17 protein-coding genes are annotated in these 18,100 nt (G+C 57.4%); 6 read left to right on the top strand and 11 right to left on the bottom strand.

The window, feature by feature from the left end:
- Window positions 1–42: 42 nt before the first annotated feature.
- Together LK539_RS12150 and LK539_RS12145 are read right to left on the bottom strand one after the other, a co-directional pair.
- Window positions 43–405, bottom strand: coding sequence for a DUF4406 domain-containing protein (locus LK539_RS12150; protein WP_227801186.1), 363 nt, complete (start codon window positions 403–405; stop codon window positions 43–45).
- A gap of 16 nt (window positions 406–421) precedes the next feature.
- A complete protein-coding gene (locus tag LK539_RS12145; protein ID WP_227801185.1) occupies window positions 422–1,177 on the bottom strand; it encodes a DeoR/GlpR family DNA-binding transcription regulator in 756 nt (251 codons plus the stop codon).
- A 70-nt stretch (window positions 1,178–1,247) separates the two neighbouring features.
- Between LK539_RS12145 and nudK the strand changes: the two genes are divergently transcribed.
- Together nudK and LK539_RS12135 are read left to right on the top strand one after the other, a co-directional pair.
- Window positions 1,248–1,841, top strand: coding sequence for a GDP-mannose pyrophosphatase NudK (nudK, locus tag LK539_RS12140; protein ID WP_227801184.1), 594 nt, complete (start codon window positions 1,248–1,250; stop codon window positions 1,839–1,841).
- A gap of 47 nt (window positions 1,842–1,888) precedes the next feature.
- On the top strand, window positions 1,889–3,175 hold the full coding sequence (locus LK539_RS12135) for an MFS transporter (protein WP_227801183.1): 1,287 nt from the start codon (window positions 1,889–1,891) through the stop codon (window positions 3,173–3,175).
- Window positions 3,176–3,312: 137 nt separating this feature from the next.
- Here LK539_RS12135 and LK539_RS12130 read toward each other — a convergent pair whose 3' ends face one another.
- From LK539_RS12130 to dnaA, 9 genes are all read right to left on the bottom strand, one after another.
- Entirely contained in the window at window positions 3,313–4,272 is a 960-nt protein-coding gene (locus LK539_RS12130) for an O-methyltransferase (protein ID WP_227801182.1), read from the bottom strand.
- Window positions 4,269–5,621 carry an ATP-binding protein gene (locus LK539_RS12125; RefSeq protein ID WP_227801181.1) on the bottom strand — a complete coding sequence of 451 codons (1,353 nt, stop codon included), beginning with the start codon at window positions 5,619–5,621 and terminating at the stop codon, window positions 4,269–4,271. Before LK539_RS12125 ends, LK539_RS12130 begins: the two co-directional genes overlap by 4 nt.
- A 221-nt stretch (window positions 5,622–5,842) precedes the next feature.
- Window positions 5,843–6,652: a hypothetical protein gene (locus LK539_RS12120; RefSeq protein WP_227801180.1), complete on the bottom strand. Its 810-nt coding sequence runs from the start codon at window positions 6,650–6,652 to the stop codon at window positions 5,843–5,845.
- The gene (locus LK539_RS12115) at window positions 6,649–7,932 is read right to left on the bottom strand and encodes a DNA cytosine methyltransferase (RefSeq protein WP_227801179.1); all 1,284 of its coding nucleotides are present in this window, start codon (window positions 7,930–7,932) and stop codon (window positions 6,649–6,651) included. Before LK539_RS12115 ends, LK539_RS12120 begins: the two co-directional genes overlap by 4 nt.
- Window positions 7,916–8,320, bottom strand: coding sequence for a very short patch repair endonuclease (locus LK539_RS12110; RefSeq protein ID WP_227801178.1), 405 nt, complete (start codon window positions 8,318–8,320; stop codon window positions 7,916–7,918). The genes LK539_RS12115 and LK539_RS12110 overlap by 17 nt, the downstream gene beginning before the upstream one ends.
- Before the next feature lie 547 nt (window positions 8,321–8,867).
- Window positions 8,868–9,527 carry a hypothetical protein gene (locus LK539_RS12105; RefSeq protein WP_227801177.1) on the bottom strand — a complete coding sequence of 220 codons (660 nt, stop codon included), beginning with the start codon at window positions 9,525–9,527 and terminating at the stop codon, window positions 8,868–8,870.
- Window positions 9,528–9,742: 215 nt separating this feature from the next.
- Window positions 9,743–12,244, bottom strand: a complete 2,502-nt coding sequence (gene gyrB / locus LK539_RS12100; RefSeq protein ID WP_373889540.1) for a DNA topoisomerase (ATP-hydrolyzing) subunit B — start codon at window positions 12,242–12,244, stop codon at window positions 9,743–9,745.
- A 198-nt stretch (window positions 12,245–12,442) separates the two neighbouring features.
- On the bottom strand, window positions 12,443–13,549 hold the full coding sequence (dnaN, locus tag LK539_RS12095) for a DNA polymerase III subunit beta (RefSeq protein WP_227801176.1): 1,107 nt from the start codon (window positions 13,547–13,549) through the stop codon (window positions 12,443–12,445).
- A gap of 214 nt (window positions 13,550–13,763) precedes the next feature.
- The gene (gene dnaA, locus LK539_RS12090; RefSeq protein WP_227801175.1) at window positions 13,764–15,164 is read right to left on the bottom strand and encodes a chromosomal replication initiator protein DnaA; all 1,401 of its coding nucleotides are present in this window, start codon (window positions 15,162–15,164) and stop codon (window positions 13,764–13,766) included.
- 333 nt (window positions 15,165–15,497) lie between these two features.
- Between dnaA and rpmH the strand changes: the two genes are divergently transcribed.
- From rpmH to yidC, 4 genes are read left to right on the top strand one after another with little or no spacing between them, the layout of a single operon-like run.
- Entirely contained in the window at window positions 15,498–15,632 is a 135-nt protein-coding gene (gene rpmH / locus LK539_RS12085) for a 50S ribosomal protein L34 (RefSeq protein ID WP_040378179.1), read from the top strand.
- 33 nt (window positions 15,633–15,665) lie between these two features.
- Window positions 15,666–16,058, top strand: coding sequence for a ribonuclease P protein component (gene rnpA, locus LK539_RS12080; RefSeq protein ID WP_227801174.1), 393 nt, complete (start codon window positions 15,666–15,668; stop codon window positions 16,056–16,058).
- Window positions 16,055–16,318, top strand: a complete 264-nt coding sequence (yidD, locus tag LK539_RS12075; protein WP_227801173.1) for a membrane protein insertion efficiency factor YidD — start codon at window positions 16,055–16,057, stop codon at window positions 16,316–16,318. Before rnpA ends, yidD begins: the two co-directional genes overlap by 4 nt.
- A 10-nt stretch (window positions 16,319–16,328) precedes the next feature.
- Window positions 16,329–17,999 (top strand): membrane protein insertase YidC, encoded by a 1,671-nt coding sequence (gene yidC / locus LK539_RS12070; protein WP_227801172.1) that lies wholly within the window; start codon window positions 16,329–16,331, stop codon window positions 17,997–17,999.
- Window positions 18,000–18,100: the final 101 nt, after the last annotated feature.

The following is an 18,100-nucleotide window of genomic DNA, read 5'->3' as shown; positions in this document are numbered from 1 at the left end:
CGGGCTTGCCTCAGGCAAACGTACGCGGGAGGGAGCCGGGCGCTACGTGACCGGTGGGATGTCGGCGAGATCGACATAGACCGGCAGGCCCAGCTCCTTCGCCGTCCGCACATCCATGTCGGCGCCGCGCGACTCGCCGGCGATGCGGTAGACCGCATGGCACTGGCGCAGCATGCGCTGGGCCACTTCGTACAGGAAGGACTGCGGAATCGCGCCCGGCGCAGTAGCGTCGGTGGCATGCGCCAGCGGCAGCGCGGCCCATTCGCCGATCAGTGGGAAGTGCCCCTTGTCGTACACCGCCAGCGCGGCCTGCTCGAGCGCCTTCAGGTTGCGTTCGATGAGCACCGGGTCACCGCCGGTACCGCTGCGGTAGGGGCCGGCGATCAGGATGGTCTTGGCCTGCATGGTGTGTTCCTTTCGTTTATTGGCTCACGACGCTGACACCGGCGCTGGCCAGTGCCGCGCCGAGTTCGGGCGAGGGCGCACCGTCGACGACCAGGCTCGCGGCCATGCCGAGGTTCCCGATCTTGTAGGTCGACGCCACGCCCAGTTTTTCGTTTGAAGCGAGGACCACGGTTTCCGCGGCCTGGGCCGACAGGGCGCGCTTGATGTAGGCCTCCTCGTAATCTCCGGTGCTGAAACCAGCTTCGGCGTGCACGCCGGTGACGCCCATGAAGTACAGGTCGGCCCGCACGTGGCTGAGCGCCTCGAGCGCGGCGGCGCCGACGGCGACCATCGAATGCCGGAACAGGCGCCCGCCGATCAGGACGACCTCGATTCTCTCGTGCTCGGCCAGGGCGACGGCGATGGTCGGGCTGTGGGTGACCACCGTGAGCGGCATGTCGCGCGGCAGGGAGCGGGCCAGTTCCGCGCAGGTGGTGCCGCCGTCGAGGATGACGATCTGGCCGGGCGCGATCAGGCGCGCCGCCGCAGCGGCCACCTGGACTTTCGACGGGATCGCAATCCGCTGGCGCTCGGCCAGGCCGGCCTCGGCGGGGGAGGCCAGCAGGGCGCCGCCGTGCACGCGCTGCAGCAAGCCCTCGGCCGCCATTTCCCGCAGGTCGCGGCGGATCGTGTCTTCCGACACCGCGTAATGGGTGGCGAGCGCCTTGGCCTCAACCTGACCCTGGCGCTTCAGCAGGGCGAGGATCTCGCTTTTTCGATGACTGGTCAGCATTGCACGAAAATTCTTGAAGTTGCACGAAATTGCATGTTAGGCTGACGACATCGAAACGTCAAGGAATCCCATGTCCGCTCCTGTCGAACTCATCGATGTCGCCGTCCTCTCGGACCAGTGGTATGTGCTCAAGAAGTACACCTTCGACTACCTGCGCGCGGATGGCAGCAGCCAGCGCCAGGTGCGCGAGGTCTACGACCGTGGCAATGGCGCAGCGATCCTGCTGTACAACCGTGCGCGGCGCAGCGTCGTGCTGACCAGGCAGTTCCGGCTGCCGGCTTACCTGAACGGGCTGGCGGACGGGATGCTGATCGAGGCGGCCGCCGGGCTGCTGGACGACATGGCGCCGGCCGAGCGTATCCGGATGGAGGCCGAGGAAGAGACCGGCTACCGTATCGAGCGGGTGGAGAAGGTGTTCGAGGCTTACATGAGCCCCGGATCGGTAACGGAGAAGCTGCACTTTTTCGTGGCGGAATACGAGGACAGCCAGCGCGTCAGCGATGGAGGTGGTGTCGTGGTGGAGGGGGAGGATATCCAGGTGCTGGAGCTGCCGTTTGACGAGGCGGTTGAGATGATCGGACGAGGAGAGATCGTGGATGGCAAGACGATCATGCTGCTCCAGCACGCGGCCTTGCGTCTTTTTGGCACACAAGACAGGGCCTAGGAAAGAATATCTTTCCCACTATCAATGCGGTTTGGTAGCATCCCGGGATGAATGCAATCCCTGCCCATGGCCTGACGCCACCCCGCATCCGCCGCCGCCAAACGATAGCGCTGGTGCTGCTCGTTGTTACCGGCGTCATCAACTACCTCGACCGTGCCACTCTCGCGGTCGCCAATGAATTCATCCGGGCCGACCTCGGGCTTTCACTCGGCCAGATGGGGATCCTGCTGTCGGCATTCTCGTGGAGCTACGCCCTGTGCCAACTCCCAGTCGGTGTATTGGTCGACAAGATCGGGCCGCGCTGGCTGCTCGGCGCCGGCCTGGTCCTGTGGTCGCTGGCCCAGGCTGCGGGCGGACTCGTGTCCAGTTTCGGCTGGTTCGTGCTTGCACGGATCGTGCTCGGTATCGGCGAAGCGCCGCAGTTTCCGGCAGCGGCGCGGGTGGTCAGTAACTGGTTCCCGCTGCGCGCACGCGGAACGCCGACCGGTATCTTCAATTCAGCTTCTCCACTGGGCTTCGCGCTGGCGCCTCTCTGCCTCTCGCCCCTGATCGCCGCGACCAGCTGGCATTGGGCCTTCTTCGTAACGGGCGCACTGGGCATTGTCGCGGCCGTGGTCTGGGTCATCCTCTATCGGGATCCGGTGCGCGAGGAACTGTCCGACGCCGAACGCGCTTACCTCAACGAAGGCCAAGTCGTCGAGGCCGCGCCAAAGGCAGGTTTTGAATCGTGGCGGGCCCTGTTCCGGCATCGCGCCACGTGGGGCATGCTGCTCGGCTTCTTCGGTTCGGTCTACCTGAACTGGGTCTTCCTCACCTGGCTGCCCGGTTACCTGCGCACCGAGCGCCACATGGATGTGGCCTACGTCGGCGTAGCAGCCTCGATTCCTTTCGTCTGCGGATTCGCCGGCGCCCTGGTGGCGGGGTGGGCGTCCGACCGTATTACGCGGCGTGCCAGCTCCGCCGTGGCTGGACGCCGAACCGCGGTGGTGTTGGCCATGCTGGGCATGGTGGCGTTCACGATTCCCGCTGCGCTAGTCGAGAGCAATACCGCGGCCATCGCCTGCATCTCGATCGTCATTTTTCTGGCCAACGCGGCATCGGCCTGTTCATGGTCGCTCGCTACTGCGGTGGCGCCGCGCAGCCGCGTCGCCTCGCTTGGCGCGATCCAGAACTTCGGTGGCTTCATTGGTGGAGCGCTGGCTCCGATCTTCACCGGATACATTGCGCAGAGCTGGTCCTTCGTTCCAGCCTTACTGACCGGCGCAGGCATTGCTTTCCTTAGTGCGATGTTGTACCAGTTCCTGGTAGTTCAGCCGATCCCTGAGCGGGAGTAAGCGTCAACGCCCAGTTATATTTCCCCACAACCATGCAATGATCTGCGACGTCATCGCCTTATAAAATTTTTCAAGCGTGAGCAAAATTATCGGAACGCAGACTTTCGACAATAATAATCCGCAACCCAACAAATGATCTAGCTTTCCAAAACTGCAAAACTTGGCAAGTAGCGATACATGTTAACAAAGTGACGTGCATCGCCTTCAGGGATTGTTCCTAGCTCAAGAGCGGATCCGTCGGGAAGAGGAAGTTGGCTTTCAAGGCGTTTAAACTCGCGCACTGTCAGTTTGGGGACCACAATTCTTACTGGCTGCCCACCGGGACGTATGAAATCCAATCTATCAAAGTGGCACTCATCGGCCAAGCCTTGATCCGCTTTAGTGTGGAAAATTCCAACTAGAGTGGTCATCTTTGCGCCGTCTTCATATTCTATTGCGCACACTGGCCGAAATATAAAGGGATCATCATTTTGTGTGCCGTTCCGAGAAGCAAGTTCATTATTTATCTCTTGGTATAGCATTTCTCTGCTAAGAGAACCGAACGGCCAGCCGATAAGTTGATCAGATTTTGTTTCATCCGGTACTCGATCACGCCCGAACGTATTAACAAATCTATTTATTGCCGATATACTCCCGTCACGGTCAGCCTCTGCAGCCTGCGGCGCGCGCGAGCATTGGACGGAAACTGCCAGGACAGTCCCAGACTTTGCGCGACTCGAAACTAGTCGCATATCCAGTAGCATGTCTGTCGATAAAGGATCATCGTAATCCAGCCATATGAACTGGTTAACTGACCAATCAAGCTCTGGTAACGCGTCCTTAGATTGTTGATATCTCACTGGGATTCGGAACGGTTTATTTTCCTCGATGCGCTGCTCTGCAGTGGTCTGCTGTTCAATCGATATCATGTTCTTTACACCTAGAGCTCGGTGCATAAGAATAAAATCGGAAAACCAAATTGACCCAAAACCTACGTAAACATAATCTTCTACTCGGCCGAATGGCGCTAATTGGCGAAATACATCACACAACATCCGGCGCTCCGCATGTTTAGCAGGGCGAAGTGAGTAATCAATTTTCTTAAAGCTAGCACTCATTCGCCACCCATCCGTTCGTAAAGCAAGTCGAATGCTTTCTCGCCAACCGATTTAGCAGTCCCTAGGCTAAGCTCACTCATCAAGAAGTCAACTTTGTCTACAGGACGCGAATACTGGATTTTGATTGTCCTCACCTTCTTCGCTATCGTCCCTCGCGGGGGGGCAACGAACGCTGACTGCGCTGGAAGATCTTCTGCTTTGACCAACGCAGCACTACTGACGAACTGATACATTGGACTATCGTCTCGGGTGTGCTCGTCGATGTCAGCATCAAGTTCGTTTAAGAAATTAATTACTGGTCGCATCATTTCCATCATCCGCGTGGCGGTCTGCCTCCAAACGGGGCTATCCTGGTCGACATCAGTTTTCGTCGTATTCCAAGGTACCTGAGCAGAGTCGTCCGAATCGAACGTTACGATTCCGCGGAATCGTGCATATTGATTGTGGAAGCTTGGGATCGCCATGCCACCGTTCGCCATTTCTTCTACGACCCCCCATCCAGTTACATCCCTTCGATCCGCCTCAAGAATCACTCGGCCGTTACAAATGACATACCATCCGGCTTCTTTTGGGGAACTGTTACCTAACCCAACGATGATCTTAATCTTGGTAACTGCATCATTTGGCCACGTAAAAGTTGATTCTTGTACGCCTGGCCTGAAATTCGAGCCTTGTACAAGCAAAAATATATTTGTTGTAGTTAAGGGGGTGCCATTTACGGTAATTCTTAATCCCCCGGAGATGAACTGACGGTGTTTCGATTTGATCAGCGTGATGATTGTGTTCTTAAATCTATCTGTAGCAAATCTTGTCGAGACTTCAGGTCTTAAAGAAGTTACGATGATTTCCGTACCTGGGCGGTCCTGGGATACAGCGCGATCTGGGACAAAGTCCCCCCAAGGAAAACTCCAGCCGGGTTGGGTTTCCCACTGGTGGACATCAACGTCAACGCACCAAGAATCATTTTTCGTCGCAGAACGAACATTAAAATGATGGCCGAACTTGAATAGGGCTCGCTTCATACCGACACCGAACTGCCCGATCGAATGGGGAGTGCGATGTGTTCCGGTGGGGCGGCCAAACTTGAAAGCGTAAGACGCAGCCGTTTGGCTATCAAAGCCGCCACAGTTGTCAGTGATCTTGAAATACTCTGAATTTAATAGTATTGAAACTTCGCAGCCATCAAACGGTAGTGGACCCTCCTTCGCCATCCCCTTGGCAGCGTCGACAGTGTTGTCCACGAGGTCGAGGACCGCCTGTTCTAGTGCGATATCTCGAGTCAGCATGTCGACGAAGAACGTTTTCGTAGGTTCTGCATCGATGACCAGATCGGGAGTAGGTTGAGTCATGTTCGCTCCAAAGAATTAGCGGACAACGATAGCACGGGGGCAGTAGGAAATAAACTCATTTCGCAAATGATAGCCCGTGGATAGAAAGCGATAGAATGGAGATTGAGTAATCTCTCCAATACTATCGCTGCAACGCTGGATGTAACTTTTCAGGCTGGAGAATTTAATGATCGCTAAATGTTCAAGGCGAATTTGATGTGCCGATATTGCACTTAGATCTGCTATCCAGTGATTGTCTGATAAGTTAAAAGGTCGCTGGTCGTGATAGCTTGCGCTGGCACAAGTTGATAGTGTTTTTCGGACACTACTAGGATCTCATCTTCATTAATTGTAAGCTCGAACATCGCTATGCGATCACGCGTCATGAACTGAGCGGAAACTGCTCTGCAGATTAAATTTGGGAATTTCTCAGCACAACACGCGATGTCTTGACCGGTCTGCACTGCCCCATGTTTATCGTTTCCGCCTTTTGCCTGGACCGGGATGACATATTGCCGTCCATTTCGGTCAATGCCGACATATATTTCGTCGATCTCAATCTGCCCGACTTTTTTCACTGTCGTGCGCAGATGATTTTGCAATGAATAAGCTGTTACACCCATAAAAATATCAATGAGCCGGTTGTAACGTACTTTCGCAAGTAGTGCTTGTTCATCGTTTAGAGCATATGCGCCGATGATCTCCGGAGTTGAGTCAGGTATTTTAATAGTGATCAACTCTTCTCTCGGGATGATCCTGTTTAACTTTACCTGTGCGAACCGATAGCGTGCGCGTCCCGCGCCTTTGATGACCCATTCCATGCCCGGCGCGGCAGTAGCACGGATAATCTCCGGTAATTCACTGCGATATCGGAATGAGTAAGGCAGGTCTCCCAAATTGTCCGGAAGATCTATTCCTAGCTCTAACGCGATATCCTTGAATTCGCTGCGATCAAACTCAAACTCAGTGATTCCATTCTTATAATGGCGTTCAAACACTACTTGAATGATGGCCGTATAACGATTTGGTTTTCTTTTCCGGCCTTCACTCATGCAGGTTCTCCCAGCTCATCGATATTGGCATCTGTTTTACGCAGCCGCTGCGCAATGGTGTTATGCGGAACATTGAAATAACGTGCGGCTGCACCCATATCAAAATCGAGCAGAGTAGGATTTCCTGGCGAAATGGCTTGATTAGGTTTTTCCGCAGTCCTTCCAAGAGCTTTCATGATTTCTTCTGCTACTACTCGCCCGAGTATCGGTGGTACGCTATTTCCAATTTGACGGAAACCGTGCCATTTAGTCGTGTGAAACCGGAACCAGTCTGGATAAGAGTGTAATCGCGCTGCTTCGCGCACTGTGATAACGCGCGGGTAGACAGGATGAATTGGCCTTGCCGAAGTAAAGGCACCTCGTGCACTGTCAGTGCCGGCACGAAGAGTGTTACAAAGCCCATCGGGAGGCAATTTTCTAAAGCGGCTTACCTCCTCTGTCTTTCCGTGCGCAGTAGCACGGAAGCGGTCCTGAGACAATTTTGTATGTTCTGTGCGCAAACTAGAGGTAAGCAGAGTAGTGTCATAAATCCTTGGATAACTAAAGTCTTTTGGATCTGACTCTAACCCGCGCAAACGACGTGCATATTCGGCGGTGGTAGACCATTCAGTTTGAACACAATCTTTCGTTAGAAGGGTTTTGAAACGGTTCGCGTCGGGCAGGTCCCCGATGGCCTCCCAAACGGTAGTCGTCGGGTGATTTTCAGGTGGGTATGAAGGCATTGCAAGACCGCGTTTCGTTCCAATTAAGAAAAGACGCTTTCTATCCTGTGGCACTCCGAAGCTTGCAGCATTCAAGACTTTATATGGTTGCAAAACATCATACCCTGCGTCTTGCAAGGCACTAATAAGTTCATTTAGGAACTGTGCGTGCTTTCCTAACGTTAAACCCTTCACGTTTTCGAAGACGCAATATTTGGGTTGTAATTCCTTTACTAGGCGTACGTAATGGAACACAAGCTGATTTCGGGGGTCATCAAGTGCACGCTTCCCAATCAATGAAAATCCTTGACAAGGTGCGCCGCCAAAAACAACATCGATATTTGTGTTGCCCAGTTGCGCTACTTCTCGTATTTCTGCTCCAGTTAATTCAGTAACACTTTTGCAAATGGTTTTTGTGTGTGGAAAATTATACTCATGAGTTGCACAGTGGATAGGGTCTATTTCTACAGCCGCAGCAATATCAAATCCTGCTTGCTCGAATCCAAGAGAGAGGCCACCTGCGCCCGCAAAAAGATCAATCCCGATCGGTCGCTGATTGGTTTTATCTAAGAAATTCATTTAATTCTTCAGTTAGTTTTTCAAGATTCTTTAATTCACACTGCCACACGGTGTGTACCTTCCAACCTGCGCTCTCGAGTAAGCTATTATTTTTGGCGTCACGTTCACGATTACGTGCTACTTTTGCTTCCCAGAAATCCGTTTTGTCTTTTGGTAAACGCGCGTACTTACAACCTTCATGACCGTGCCAGAAGCAACCATTCACAAACACGACTTTCTTGCGGCCGGCAAACACGAGATCAGGCGTTCCTGGTAGTGCTTTGACATGAAGTCGGTACCGAAAACCCATTGAGAAGACCAGCCGCCTTACGGCCATCTCAACGCTAGTATTCTTTGACTTGACGCGCCCCATCAGCCAACTGCGGCGCGCAGGCGTAAGCTTGTCCATTTGTCAATAACGTAGGGCTGGTGTTGGCTTAGGTTGTCGGCATAACCTAGGTATTCTATCGTGCGGAGGTCGCTTTCAGCTAGGAAAAGATACTGTATATAACAACAGTGGCGTTACGTGTTGCCAGGATGCATACCGATTACGGTTGAGATCGATTAAGTCGCACACGCATGAGCAGAACTTAGTGTGAGGGCGATGCTCTACCTTACAAGAATGGGGGGATCATGAGAACATCGGAGCGACGACAAGACTTGCGCACAGCGGAGATAGTGGAAGAGGGACTCCGTATGCAACGGGCGTTCAGCGGTTACGCCGCCTTTGAATTTCTGACTAAGCGGCATGTGTGTGAAGTGGTAGCGTTGAGGATTTTGAGTAAGCTGCCTCACATTCGACGCGAGCGTTGACTCTAACTTGCTAGTCTTCCGTTAGTTTGCCCAGGGATGTGGCAGCATCACTTCAACCATTGCGCAAGTTCAGAGAAAGCTGTCCTACCACCTTTAAGGATGCACCTAATCGCCGCTGGTCTTTAATAATTGTCGCCGGAAGTTTAGACAACCGGCTTAATCATCGAGACATCGTTTCGATAGATCGCGCTTTCAAACGACTTAAGTAGATCGGTTGTGGACTTCGAACCATTACTTAGGGCACCATATTTACCCCAAAAAGTCTCCTCGTCCAAATAGCATTCGAACGCTGCTAACTCGACAGGCAATGGTGCAAGATATAGCCCTACGCCATGCTTAGCTTTGACGAGTCTTCTTAGGTTTATGAGTGGATCTGCCTGTATTTCATGTATTGCACGTAAATACCCAGTTGGAAGGCTGCATTCGTGTGCGGATGGAGAATTAAGTTCGAGTGCGAAATGCTTGAGCAGCGAGTCGCTGCCAAGTGAAAAATATAGCAGTCGGTTTATGAAAGAATCACGGACTAAGTTGAGCTTGAGCGTTACGTCATCAAGGCGTTCTGCGATAGATGAATTAAGCTGAACATTAATTTGGGACGTGCCAAGCCGTTTAAGCGAGCGTGCAATAAAGCGCTTTGCAGAGACAGAAAGACGCTTTCCACTCAAGTCACTCTCTAAATATGAGAGCTCGCAATCAATCAAGTGATCCAGAAACGAATCCCTTTTCATATGTAGGGCAACAAGCTGAGATTCGACTTCATGAAGAAGTGGTGTGAAAACCTTTAGAGTAATCTTTCTTCTCATAGTAGGCTCTCCTGAGGTAGGAGTCTCTACATTAATGTATATATGTCAACCTTTAAAGAAAAATCGATAGAGATTATTCTTTGACCGTTGCCATCGTGGAGGTGCCGAAGAGCAATTAGTGACGCAGGACGCTGTCTCGAGGTTTAACTCTTCGCAGAACCGGAAAGTAAAACGGCCTCACGAAGAGGCCATTTCCCGAAACGTAGAACTAACGATTAGACGTCGATGTTCCCCGCCTGCAGCGCATTAGTCTCGATGAAGTTACGACGTGGTTCCACCTCATCACCCATCAGCGTCGTGAAGATCTGGTCCGCCGCAATCGCGTCTTCGATCTGCACCTTCAGCAGGCGGCGCACGGTCGGGTCCATCGTGGTTTCCCACAGCTGTTCCGGGTTCATCTCGCCCAGACCCTTGTAGCGCTGCTTGCTCACGCCGCGTTCCGCTTCTTCACGCAGCCAGATCATGGCTTCGTGGAAGCCGCGCACCGCGAATTCCTTCATCTTGTCGCCTTCGCCGCGGCGGATGATGGCGCCTTCGCCGATCAGGCCCTGGAAGGTGGCTGCCGCGTTGGCCAGCACGGCGTAGTCGTTGCTCAGCACGAAGTCGGCGTCGATCGAGGTGACGTTCACGTTACCGTGATGCATGCGCTCGATACGCAGCGCGTGCTTTTCGCTCAATTCGTCCGAACGCACGATCACCTTGACGGCACGGTCGTTGATCGCCGCTTCCATCGCCTTGGCCGAGGCTTCCGCGTTCTCCAGCGTGCTCATGTCCAGCGTAACGCCGCTCATGATCGCGGTCAGGGCCGCACGGTCGATCACGCGGGTCAGGCGCATCATGATGGCGTTGGCCAGGTTGTACTGGCGCACCAGTTCGCTCAGGCCTTCGCCGGTGATCGGCTCGGCGCCATCGCGCGGAATTAGCGAAGCCGCGTTCAGCGCGAAGGTCATCATGTAGCTGGCTTCTTCGACGTCGTCCTTCAGGTAGCGCTCGTCGCGGCCGGCCTTCACCTTGTACAGCGGCGGCTGGGCGATGTAGATGTGGCCGCGCTCCACCAGCTGCGGCATCTGGCGGTAGAACAGCGTCAGCAGCAGGGTGCGGATGTGGGCGCCGTCGACGTCCGCGTCGGTCATGATGATGATGCGGTGATAGCGCAGCTTGTCGACATTGAATTCATCCGGGCCGATCGAGGTGCCGAGGGTCGCGATCAGGGTGGTGATCTGCTCCGACGACAGCATCTTCTCGAAGCGCGCCTTTTCCACGTTCAGCACCTTGCCGCGCAGCGGCAGGATGGCCTGGAACTTGCGGTCGCGGCCCTGCTTGGCGGAGCCGCCTGCCGAGTCACCCTCGACGATGTACAGCTCGGCCAGCGCCGGGTCGCGTTCCTGGCAGTCGGCCAGCTTCGAGGACAGGCCCAGGCCGTCCATCACGCCCTTGCGGCGGGTCAGGTCGCGCGCCTTGCGTGCGGCCTCGCGGGCACGCGCGGCTTCCACGATCTTGCCGCAGATGATCTTGGCGTCGTTCGGCTTCTCCATCAGGAAGTCGGTCAGGGTCTTGGCCACGATCTCTTCGACCGGGCCGCGCACTTCCGACGACACGAGTTTATCCTTGGTCTGCGACGAGAACTTCGGCTCCGGCACCTTCACCGACAGCACGCAGGTCAGGCCCTCGCGCATGTCGTCGCCCGAGATCTCGACCTTGGCCTTCTTGGCGAAGTCGTTCTCGTCGATGTACTTGTTGATCACGCGCGTCATCGCCGCGCGCAGGCCGGTCAGGTGGGTGCCGCCGTCGCGCTGCGGGATGTTGTTGGTGAAGCACAGCACCTGCTCGTTGTAGGCGTCGTTCCACTGCATCGACACGTCCACCGAAATGTTGGTGCCCTGCTCGGAAACGCGCTCGCCGGTGGCCTGGAACACGGTCGGGTGCAGGACGGTCTTGGCCTTGTTGATGTACTCGACGAAGCCGCGGGTGCCGCCTTCGAAGGCGAACACTTCTTCCTTGCCGGTGCGCTGGTCGGAGAGCTTGATGTTGACGCCGTTGTTCAGGAACGAGAGTTCGCGGATACGCTTGCTCAGGATCTCGTAGTGGTACTCGACGGTGGTGAAGATTTCCTCGTCGGCCCAGAAGTGCACTTCGGTGCCGCGCTTGTCGGTGTCGCCCAGGACTTTCATCGGCGAGACTTCGACGCCGTCGCGCACTTCGATCAGGCGGTCCATCGGGACGCCGCGCGAGAATTCCAGCTGGTGGACCTTGCCGTTCTGGCGCACGGTCACGCGCAGCAGTTTCGACAGCGCGTTCACGCACGAGACGCCGACGCCGTGCAGGCCGCCGGAGACTTTATAAGCGTTCTGGTTGAACTTGCCGCCGGCGTGCAGTTCGGTCAGGGCGATCTCGGTCGCCGAGCGCTTCGGCTCGTGCTTGTCGTCCATCTTGATGCCGGTCGGGATGCCGCGGCCGTTGTCGGTGATCGAGATCGAGTTGTCGCTGTGGATGGTGACGTGGATCTCGGAGCAGAAGCCGGCCAGGGCTTCGTCGATCGAGTTGTCGAGCACCTCGAACACCAGGTGGTGCAGGCCGGTGCCGTCCGAGGTGTCGCCAATGTACATGCCCGGGCGCTTGCGCACCGCTTCCAGGCCTTCCAGGATCTGGATCGAAGACGCGCCGTATTCGTCCGCCTTCGGGGCGGGAGTCATTTCTGGTTGGGTATTCTCGGACATGGACTGCTTTCTATATAACGGGTGATTCAAGGCTGCTTTGGCGTTCACCTGCAGCGCTTGAGTCGTCATCCCGGCGCAGGCCGGGATCCAAGTTTGTGTGAACATCGACGAACTTGGATTCCCGCCTGCGCGGGAATGACGGGTTGAGGCTGACTCTTAATGTAGATGGTGCCGGCTGCTCAACTATTCAAACAAGGATCAAATCCGCATCGGCATGACGACATACTTGAAGTCGCCATTGTCAGGAATCGAAATCAGCGCCGACGAGTTCGAATCGCCCAGCGCGATGTTCACCTGGTCGCACTTGAGGTTGTTCAGCACGTCGAGCAGGTAGGTCACGTTGAAGCCGATGTCGATGGTGTCGCCGCCGTAGTCGATCTCGAGTTCTTCCACTGCCTCTTCCTGGTCGGCATTGGTCGAGCTGATCTTCATGACGCCCGGCTCGATGATGCAGCGCACGCCCTTGAACTTGTCGCTGGTCATGATCGCGGCGCGCTGCAGCGAACGCAGCAGCTCGTCGCGGCCGATCGTGAACTCGTTCTTGTAACCCTTCGGGATCACGCGGGTGTAGTCAGGGAACTTGCCCTCGACCAGCTTCGAGACCAGCTCGATGTCCGCGAAGGTCAGCTTGACCTGCGAGGCGGCGATGTCCAGGCGCACTTCCTCATCGCTTTCTTCCAGCAGGCGCTGCAGTTCGATGATGGTCTTGCGCGGGATGATCACTTCCTGGCGCTCGAAGGACTGCTCGGAGGCCACCTGGCAGAAGGCCAGGCGGTGGCCGTCGGTCGCCACGGCGATGATGTTCTGGCCGTCCAGCACCAGCAGCAGGCCGTTCAGGTAGTAGCGGATGTCCTGCTGGGCCATGGCGAAGTGCACCATGTTGAACAGGTGCTTCAGCGTCTTCTGCGGCAGGGTGACGGTGGCGTTGTAGCTGTCGGCCACCGACACGGTCGGGAATTCTTCCGCGGCCAGGGTCTGCAGGGCAAAGCGCGACTTGCCGCTCTGGACGGCCAGGCGCTTGTTCTGCAGGGTCATGGTGACGTCGCCCGATTCCGGCAGCGCACGCAGGATGTCCAGCAGCTTGCGCGCCGCCACCGTGGTGCCGGTCACGTCGTCGCCCGAACCGATGTTCGCGTGCGTCGTGATCTGGACTTCGGTGTCGGTCGAGAGGAACGAGACGCTTTCGCCGTCCTTGCGAATGAGGATATTGGCCAGAATCGGCATAGTGTGCCGACGCTCGACAATACCGCTCACGATCTGCAGTGGCCGGAGAAGCGTGTCTCGGGTGGTTTTGACCAGTTGCATAGGTATCCTCAGTTAAGTATTAATTTATTTATTGCTATCGCTCTATTTTGCCAATTGCCGGGAATTAACACAAACCCTCCCGAATATTGGGCCGTTGACCGTTTTTCGTAGGGTGGGCGGCTTTGCCGCCCACGCGGTCAACATCACCGGCTCTGTCGCAACGTATCGCCCTGCAGCGATCACCGCGTGGGCGGAAATCCGCCCACCCTACGTATTAACCTTTCAGCGTCTGCTCCAGCACGTGCAGCTCGTGGTTGCATTCGGCATTCTTCTGGCGGTCCTGGGCGATCTTGCGCACCGCGTGCAGCACGGTGGTGTGGTCGCGGCCGCCGAACAGCTCGCCGATTTCCGGCAGGCTCTTCTGGGTCAGCTCCTTGGCCAGGTACATCGCGATCTGGCGCGGCCGCGCGATGTTCGCCGGGCGGCGCTTGGAATACATGTCCGCCACCTTGATGTTGAAGAAGTCCGCGACCGTCTTCTGGATGTTCTCCACCGAGATCTGGCGGTTCTGCACCGACAGCAGGTCCTTCAGGGCTTCCTTCACCACGTCGATGGTGATGTCCTTGCCGTGGAAGCGCGAGTAGGCCAGGATCTTGCGCAGCGCACCTTCCAGCTCGCGCACGTTCGAGCGCAGGTGCTTGGCCACGAAGAAGGCCACGTCGTCCGACAGACCCACGCCTTCGGACTGCGCCTTCTTCAGCAGGATCGCCACGCGCATTTCCAGCTCCGGCGGCTCGATCGCCACCGTCAGGCCGGAGTCGAAGCGCGAGATCAGGCGGTCGTCCATGCCGGTGATCTCCTTCGGATAGGTATCCGAAGTGATGATGATCTGCTTCTTGGCCGCGATCAGCGCCTCGAAGGCATAGAAGAACTCTTCCTGCGTGCGACTCTTCCCACCGAAGAACTGAATATCGTCGATGAGCAGCATGTCGAGCGAGTGGTAATAGTGCTTGAAGTCGTCGAAGCCCTTGCGCTGGTAGGCGGTGACGACGTCGCGCACGTACTGCTCGGCGTGGATGTAGCGGATGCGCGCATTCGGGTTGTCGGCCATGACCTGGTTGCCGATCGCGTGGATCAGGTGGGTCTTACCGAGGCCGACGCCGCCATAGAAGAACAGCGGGTTGTACGACACGCCCGGGTTGTTGGCGACCTGGATCGCGGCGGCGCGCGCCAGCTGGTTGGCCTTACCGGTGACGAAGCTGTCGAAGGTCAGGTCGGTGTTGATGCGGCTCTGCTCGCGCTTGGGCGAGTTGGCGATGTTCACATTGCCCTGGCTCGGGGCCGGGTCGGCAGGGCGGGGCGCATTCAGGTTGGGCGCCGCGTTGCCGTCGGCGCCGGACGAGGCGGGACCCGCCGGCTTCTTGGCCGGGCTGTTCTTCGGGTCGAGCACGAACTGCACCTCCACCGGGGCTTCCCAGTACTGGCAGGCGAGCTCGGTGATGCGTGTGGCGAACTGCGTCTTGACCCAGTCGAGCTTGAAGCGGTTCGGCGCCGCAATGCGCAGCTTGCCGTCCTCGTAGTCGAGGACGACGAGCGATTTGATCCACGCACTATATTGCTGCGGCGTCAGCTCGAGTTCCAGCTGCGCGGAACAGGTCTGCCAAAAGTTTTCCATACTTCGCTAGTTGATACGTAACACGCTATTTTACCTGTCTCGGCCGAAGTTATCCACAGGTTGGGCCCACTATTTTCAACCGAAAACGCAGAACGCGAACTCGTCGGGATACAACAGCTTCCTTGACAGCTGGACTGGAAATCATGTCTAATTCAGGGTTCCCCGTCCGTGCGCCATATCAAGCTGACAATGTCGGCAGGTCGCGTCCCGGGCGAAACGAGTATCTGCTGTGGCGTGACGCTGGCTTAACATCTGCGAACTGTCATTGGCGACGAATCCTGACACGACGTCAGACCCGATTTTGCACTTACTTTTGCTTTAAGCGAGACCACCATGAAACGTACTTACCAACCTTCCGTCGTCCGTCGCAAGCGCACGCACGGCTTCCGCGCACGTATGGCTACCCGTGGTGGCCGTCAAGTCCTGAACGCTCGCCGCGCCAAGGGCCGCAAGCGTCTGGCTGTCTAAGTTTCTTAGACCAGCAGATCGACGCGGTCGGCCATGACAGGCGAAGGTTCGCACGACTTCGCGCGCGTTCGGCGTATCGTTAAAACGGATGAGTTTTCATCCGTTTTTCGTTTGCGGCCGGCGCAAAAATCCGCGCATTTCGTGCTCTACACCCGACCATCGACCTTGCCGCACGCGCGGCTGGGCGTCGTCGCGGCCAAGCGCTTCGCGCCGCGCGCCGTCACCCGCAACACGATCAAGCGCGTCACGCGCGAACTGTTCCGCACCAGCCAGTTGCTGCCGGTCGACTGCATCGTGCGCCTGTCGCGCCCGGTGAACGCCAAGGACGGGCCGGCCACCACGCGCGCCCTCAAGAAAGAGCTGCGCGCCGAGCTCACCCGCCTGTTCGCCTCGCAGCGTCCGCGCAAGGCCCCGCCTTCACCATGAAGACGCTGCTGGTCTGGTTCCTTCGCAGCTACCAGCTGCTGCTGTCCCCGCTGCTCGGGCAGAAATGCCGTTTCTACCCGACCTGCTCCAATTATGCGATCGAAGCGCTGCGCGTCCATGGCGCCGCACGCGGTTCGCTGCTGGCCGCGCGCCGCGTGTGCCGCTGCCACCCGTGGAATCCGGGCGGCGTCGACTTCGTCCCGCCTGCGGACCAGCACAAGCAACCCCCACCAGCCGCTCGCGGTTGTAACCACTCCTGACTAGACTCCAATGGAACTCAATAAACGTACCGTCCTGTGGATCGTGTTCGCCATTTCCCTGATTGTTCTCTGGAACAACTGGATGGTGGCCAACGGTAAGCAGTCGCTGTTCTCGCCGGCGCCGCCAGCCGCCCAGGTGGCGCAGCAGCAGCCCAAGCCGAACGACGTGCCGGCAGCTGCCCAGCCGGGCGCCGCCGCCGTGCCGGGCACGCCTGGCGCCGCCGCACCTGCCGCAGCTGCCCCAACAAGCCAGCGCGTCACCGTCACCACCGACCTGGTGAAGGTCGACATCGACACCCTCGGCGGCGTCATCAAGCGCCTCGAACTGCTGAAGTTCCCGGACCACTTCGACAAGACCAAGAACCAGGTGCTGTTCACCGTCGGCAGCCCGAACACCTATCTGGGCCAGACCGGCCTGATCGGCTCGACCCCGGCCGGCGTGCTGCCGAACCACCAGACCCCGTTCACCGTCCGCGGCGGAGCGCCCACCCGCGACGCCAACGGCAACGTGCAGCTGGTGCTGGACGCGGAGCAGGGCGGCGTGCGCCTGACCAAGACCTTCACCTTCCGCAAGAACGACTACACCATCGGCGTGCGCCATGACGTGACCAACGTCTCGCAAGCCCCGGTACAGCCGTCGCTCTACCTGCAGCTGCAGCACGATGGCAACAAGCCGGCCAACGACTCGTGGTTCATGTCGAGCTACACCGGCCCGACCCTGTACACCGCGGAAGACAAGTATCAGAAGCTGACCTTCGAAGACATCGAGAAGGGCAAGGCGGAGCACTCGGCCAAGGCCAACAATGGCTGGGTCGCTATCTCGCAGCACTTCTTCGTCTCGGCCTTCATCCCGGCCGACAAGGCGCAGCGCGACATCTACACCAAGAAAATCGCCACCAACCTGTATGCGATCGGCACTGTGCTGCCGCTGGGCACCGTGGCGCCTGGCGCGACCGTCTCGAGCGACGCCCGCCTGTACTCGGGCCCGCAGGACGAGAAGACCCTGGAAACCATCACCCCGGGCCTGGAGCTGGTGAAGGACTACGGCGTGCTGACCATCATCGCCAAGCCGATCTTCTGGGTGATGGACCACCTGCACTCGCTGCTGGGTAACTGGGGCTGGACCATCGTCGCCCTGACCATCCTGATCAAGCTGGCCTTCTTCCCGCTGTCGGCGGCCGGCTACCGCAGCATGGCCAAGATGCGCGTGGTGACGCCGAAGATGCAGGCGATCCGCGAGCGCTACAAGAACGACCCGCAGAAGATGCAGCAGGCCACCATGGAGCTGTACAAGACCGAGAAGATCAACCCGCTGGGCGGCTGCCTGCCGATCCTGGTGCAGATGCCGGTGTTCTTCGCGCTGTACTGGGTGCTGCAGTCCTCGGTCGAGATGCGCGGCGCGCCGTGGATCGGCTGGATCACCGACCTGACCCAGCCTGACCCGTTCTACATCCTGCCGATCATCTACGCGGTCTCGATGTACATCACCACCAAGCTGAACCCGCAACCGACCGATCCGGTGCAGGCGAAGATGATGCTGTTTATGCCGCTGGCGTTCTCGGTCATCTTCTTCTTCTTCCCGTCGGGCCTGGTGCTGTACTGGGTGGTCAACAACATCCTGTCGATCGCGCAGCAGTGGGTGATCACCAAGAAGTTCGAGACGGCGGCTCCGGCGAAGTAAGCTGCTCTGCGTTTGTCTTTGGAAGCCCGCGCGATGCGCGGGCTTTTTTCTTTCGTGGCTGTCCGACGAAATTGGATCCCGGCCTTCGCCGGGATGACGTG

The sequence above is a fragment of the Massilia sp. IC2-476 genome, from assembly GCF_020707295.1.
GTDB lineage: Bacteria > Pseudomonadota > Gammaproteobacteria > Burkholderiales > Burkholderiaceae_D > Telluria.
Note: the sequence above shows the minus strand (reverse complement) of the source record. Positions and strands in the feature narration are given on the sequence as shown.

Bases quoted from the DNA above. Each gene is read 5' to 3' on its own strand.
- LK539_RS12150 (WP_227801186.1), bottom strand. From the start codon at position 405: ATGCAGGCCAAGACCATCCTGATCGCCGGCCCCTACCGCAGCGGTACC.
- LK539_RS12145 (WP_227801185.1), bottom strand. From the start codon at position 1,177: ATGCTGACCAGTCATCGAAAAAGCGAGATCCTCGCCCTGCTGAAGCGC.
- nudK (WP_227801184.1), top strand. From the start codon at position 1,248: ATGTCCGCTCCTGTCGAACTCATCGATGTCGCCGTCCTCTCGGACCAG.
- LK539_RS12135 (WP_227801183.1), top strand. From the start codon at position 1,889: ATGAATGCAATCCCTGCCCATGGCCTGACGCCACCCCGCATCCGCCGC.
- LK539_RS12130 (WP_227801182.1), bottom strand. From the start codon at position 4,272: ATGAGTGCTAGCTTTAAGAAAATTGATTACTCACTTCGCCCTGCTAAA.
- LK539_RS12125 (WP_227801181.1), bottom strand. From the start codon at position 5,621: ATGACTCAACCTACTCCCGATCTGGTCATCGATGCAGAACCTACGAAA.
- LK539_RS12120 (WP_227801180.1), bottom strand. From the start codon at position 6,652: ATGAGTGAAGGCCGGAAAAGAAAACCAAATCGTTATACGGCCATCATT.
- LK539_RS12115 (WP_227801179.1), bottom strand. From the start codon at position 7,932: ATGAATTTCTTAGATAAAACCAATCAGCGACCGATCGGGATTGATCTT.
- LK539_RS12110 (WP_227801178.1), bottom strand. From the start codon at position 8,320: ATGGACAAGCTTACGCCTGCGCGCCGCAGTTGGCTGATGGGGCGCGTC.
- LK539_RS12105 (WP_227801177.1), bottom strand. From the start codon at position 9,527: ATGAGAAGAAAGATTACTCTAAAGGTTTTCACACCACTTCTTCATGAA.
- gyrB (WP_373889540.1), bottom strand. From the start codon at position 12,244: ATGTCCGAGAATACCCAACCAGAAATGACTCCCGCCCCGAAGGCGGAC.
- dnaN (WP_227801176.1), bottom strand. From the start codon at position 13,549: ATGCAACTGGTCAAAACCACCCGAGACACGCTTCTCCGGCCACTGCAG.
- dnaA (WP_227801175.1), bottom strand. From the start codon at position 15,164: ATGGAAAACTTTTGGCAGACCTGTTCCGCGCAGCTGGAACTCGAGCTG.
- rpmH (WP_040378179.1), top strand. From the start codon at position 15,498: ATGAAACGTACTTACCAACCTTCCGTCGTCCGTCGCAAGCGCACGCAC.
- rnpA (WP_227801174.1), top strand. From the start codon at position 15,666: ATGACAGGCGAAGGTTCGCACGACTTCGCGCGCGTTCGGCGTATCGTT.
- yidD (WP_227801173.1), top strand. From the start codon at position 16,055: ATGAAGACGCTGCTGGTCTGGTTCCTTCGCAGCTACCAGCTGCTGCTG.
- yidC (WP_227801172.1), top strand. From the start codon at position 16,329: ATGGAACTCAATAAACGTACCGTCCTGTGGATCGTGTTCGCCATTTCC.